This is a genomic window from Promicromonospora kroppenstedtii DSM 19349, assembly GCF_000515355.1.
Lineage (GTDB): Bacteria > Actinomycetota > Actinomycetes > Actinomycetales > Cellulomonadaceae > Promicromonospora > Promicromonospora kroppenstedtii.
On sequence record NZ_KI911640.1, the window covers coordinates 12806 to 16172 of the forward strand.

General features: G+C 73.1%; 2 protein-coding genes and 1 pseudogene. 2 read left to right on the plus strand and 1 reads right to left on the minus strand.

The window, feature by feature from the left end:
- A pseudogene (locus PROKR_RS07545) lies at positions 1-325 on the plus strand (DNA-3-methyladenine glycosylase 2 family protein); the annotation flags it as partial.
- A 22-nt stretch (positions 326-347) separates the two neighbouring features.
- Here the strand turns inward: PROKR_RS07545 and PROKR_RS07550 are convergent.
- Complete coding sequence (locus PROKR_RS07550; protein WP_036961469.1) at positions 348-1520, minus strand: MarP family serine protease; 1173 nt, start codon at positions 1518-1520, stop codon at positions 348-350.
- A 248-nt stretch (positions 1521-1768) separates the two neighbouring features.
- Here PROKR_RS07550 and PROKR_RS07555 point away from each other — a divergent pair, with 248 nt between their 5' ends.
- Positions 1769-3067 (plus strand): glycoside hydrolase family 16 protein, encoded by a 1299-nt coding sequence (locus tag PROKR_RS07555; RefSeq protein ID WP_036961472.1) that lies wholly within the window; start codon positions 1769-1771, stop codon positions 3065-3067.
- Positions 3068-3367: the final 300 nt, after the last annotated feature.

The window sequence follows — 3367 nt, forward strand, 5'->3', positions numbered from 1 at the left end:
GCTGGAGGAGGCGGCCGCCATGCCGCCCGCCGAGGCTCGCGCGCGGCTGGAGAAGGTGCAGGGCATCGGCGTGTGGACGTCGGCCGAGGTGGCGCAGCGTGCGTTCGGTGACGCCGATGCCGTATCCGTCGGCGACTTCCACCTGCCGGCCGCCGTGGGCTGGGCGCTGACGGGCGAGCGCACCGACGACGACGGCATGCTCCGGTTGCTCGCGCCCTACGCCCCGCACCGGCACCGGGTGGTGCGGCTGCTGTCGCTGTCGGGGCGCGCCCGGGCGCCGCGCCGCGGGCCCAAGCTGCCGATCGCGGACTACCGGGCCTTCTGAGCGGCCTATCTGGTCTGCGCGGCTAGCTCGCGCAGCGGCCCGACGACACCGGGGTGTCCAGGGCGGTGGCCTGCTCCGCGACGGGCCGCAGCTCGGCGTCGGTCATGGCGAACCCGACCTCGACGTCCGACTCGGCGCGGGCGAAGATGACGCCCGCGACCCGGCCGTCCGTGGTCAGCAGCGGCCCGCCCGAGTTGCCCGGCCGTACCTGTGCGGCCAGGGAGTAGACCTCACGAGGGCTGGCACCCTCGTCGTACACGTCCGGCACGGGGGTGGTGCTCACGCTGAGCACGCCCGCGCTGCGGGACGTGAACGGGCCGCCGTACGGGTAGCCCTGGACGGCGGCGCGGTCGCCCACCGAGAGGGTCCGCGCGATGGGCAGCGGGTCGGCGGACAGGTCCGGCACCGCGACGACGGCGAGGTCGTCCACCGGGTCGTAGTAGACGACGCGGCCCTCGCGGGCGGGCTGGTCGGGGAGCTCGACCACGGGCCGGTCCACGCCGGCCACGACGTGCGCGTTGGTGACCAGCCGGTCGGTGGCCACCACGAAACCGGAGCCGGTCGAGCTCTTGCCGCACGCGTACGCGATACCCGAGATCCGGGCCACCGACCGGGACGCAGCCTCCAGCTGGGCGTTGCCGAGGTCGACGGCGGGCACGACCGGCTCCTGGCGCGGGACCATCAGGATGTTCAGGCGCGGCAGCCCGTCGTCGAGCACCATGGCGCGCATCTGGGCCAGTGGCCGGCCCACGGCCGGGGGCGTCAGGTGGTCGATGGTGCGCAGCACCGCGGACGACGAGACCGCGGAGGAGACGCCGGGCGTGCCCGTGGCGGAGACCGCGTTGCCGACGAACGACAGCGCCAGGGCCACGACGACGACGTTCGCGGCGCCGCCGAGCAGTCGCTCGAGCGGCCGCAGCGCGGTGCGGTCCACACCCCGGCGCAGGTCGCGGCCGAACCCGGCCCCGATCGAGGCACCGAACAGCGGGAGCAGCACGGCCAGCGCGATGGACACGGGGCCCCGCCACTCCGAGGAGGGCAGCATGTCGTTCACCGCCGGCACCGCCCAGAAGGCGGCGAGCCCGCCGAGGATCAGGCCGATGAGGCCGCCGAGCGTGGCCAGCAGGCCCCGGCTCAGCCCTGCGCCCAGCGCGATGAGCAGGGCGACGATCAGCACGAGGTCGACGAGGGTCACGGATAGACGGTACGGGGTGAAGCCGGGGCGGAGGCTCCGCCACGCGTTCCCGTCACCCGATCCGCGAATCCGTGCCACGTTCACAGCCAGAACGTTCACACCCGGTAGGGAAAACCCGTAACTGCGTGACCACCCGTTGTGCGGTTCCGACGGCCGAATATACGGTTCGGGCCACGCGCGCGTAAGACACAGCGATGACCGCCCGGCAGTCCCGCCCGGCGGGATGATCACGTCGAGGGAGCACCCCGATGCGTCGTGCACTGAGATCGAGCACCCCCAGCAGGTCCCCCAGAGCCTCCAGGACGCTGGTCACGGCCGTCGCCGCCGTGACGCTCGTCCTGTCCGCCTCGCTCGTCGCCTCGGCAGCGCCGCCGAAGGTGTCGGACGCGGGGGCGGCGCCAGCTGAAGCCCAGGCCGCTCCGGCTGCCGTCGCCGCCCTGACCTGGTCTGACGAGTTCAACGGGGCCGCGGGCAGCGCCCCGAACGCCGCGAACTGGAACCACGAGACCGGCGCCGGCGGCTGGGGCAACAACGAGCTGCAGAACTACGTCAACTCCCGCCAGAACTCCGCCCTGGACGGCAACGGCAACCTCGTCATCACGGCCCGGCAGGACGGCAGCGGCGGCTACACGTCGGCCCGCCTGACGACCAAGGGCAAGGTGCAGCCGCAGTACGGCCGCCTGGAGGCGCGCATCAAGATCCCGCGCGGCCAGGGCATCTGGCCGGCGTTCTGGATGCTCGGCGGCCAGTTCCCGGGCACGCCGTGGCCGAACTCGGGCGAGATCGACATCATGGAGAACATCGGCCGCGAGCCCCACCTGGTGCACGGCACGCTGCACGGCCCGGGCTACTCGGGCGGCAACCCCATCACCGGCCAGTACATGCACCCGCAGGGCTGGTCGTTCGCCGACGACTTCCACACGTTCGCCGTGGACTGGAGCCCCAACTCCATCACGTGGCTCGTGGACGGCAACGCCTACCAGACGTTCACGCCCGCGAACACGGGCGGCAACCCCTGGGTGTTCAACCAGCCGTTCTTCTTCATCCTGAACGTCGCCGTGGGCGGCAACTGGCCCGGCTACCCCGACGGGTCCACGCAGTTTCCGCAGCAGATGATCGTCGACTACGTGCGCGTCTACGACTCCCAGGGCGGGGGCGGCGGCCGCACCGGCACGATCCGGGCGAGCAACGGCATCTGCCTCGACGTCGCCGGGGCCGCCACGGCCAACGGGACACCGATCCAGCTCGCGAACTGCAACGGCAACGCGGCCCAGCAGTGGACGGTCGGCACCGACGGCACGGTCCGCGCGCTCGGCAAGTGCCTCGACGTCGCAGGCGGGGCGACGGCGGCGGGCACCGCCGTCCAGCTCTGGGACTGCAACGGCACCGGCGCCCAGCAGTGGGCCTCGACCAGCGGCACGCTCGCGCTGCGCAACCCGCAGTCCGGGCGGTGCCTGCAACCGGTGGGCCGGGTGCAGAACGACGGCACCCGTACCCAGATCGCCGACTGCGACGGAAGCACGGTCCAGCGCTGGACCCTGCCCTGACCCTGCCCTGACCCGGGTCTGACCCGGGTCTGACGCTGCCCTGACGCCTCCCTGCTGACCGACCCACCGGTGGCCCGCCACCGAGCTGCGCTTCCCAGTCATGAGGCCCGAAAACAGCATGATTCCGGGCTTCATGACTGGGTAGAAGCGCACCTCTGCATCGCGCGGGTCACACGTGCAGGGACAGCACGACGGCGAGGCCGCCCAGGCCGATCGTCACCCCGACGGCGCCCGTCAGCGCGAGCAGCCCCGCACCCGGGGAGACCGGGCCGGGTCCGCGGGCGGGGACCGGCGTCCGCC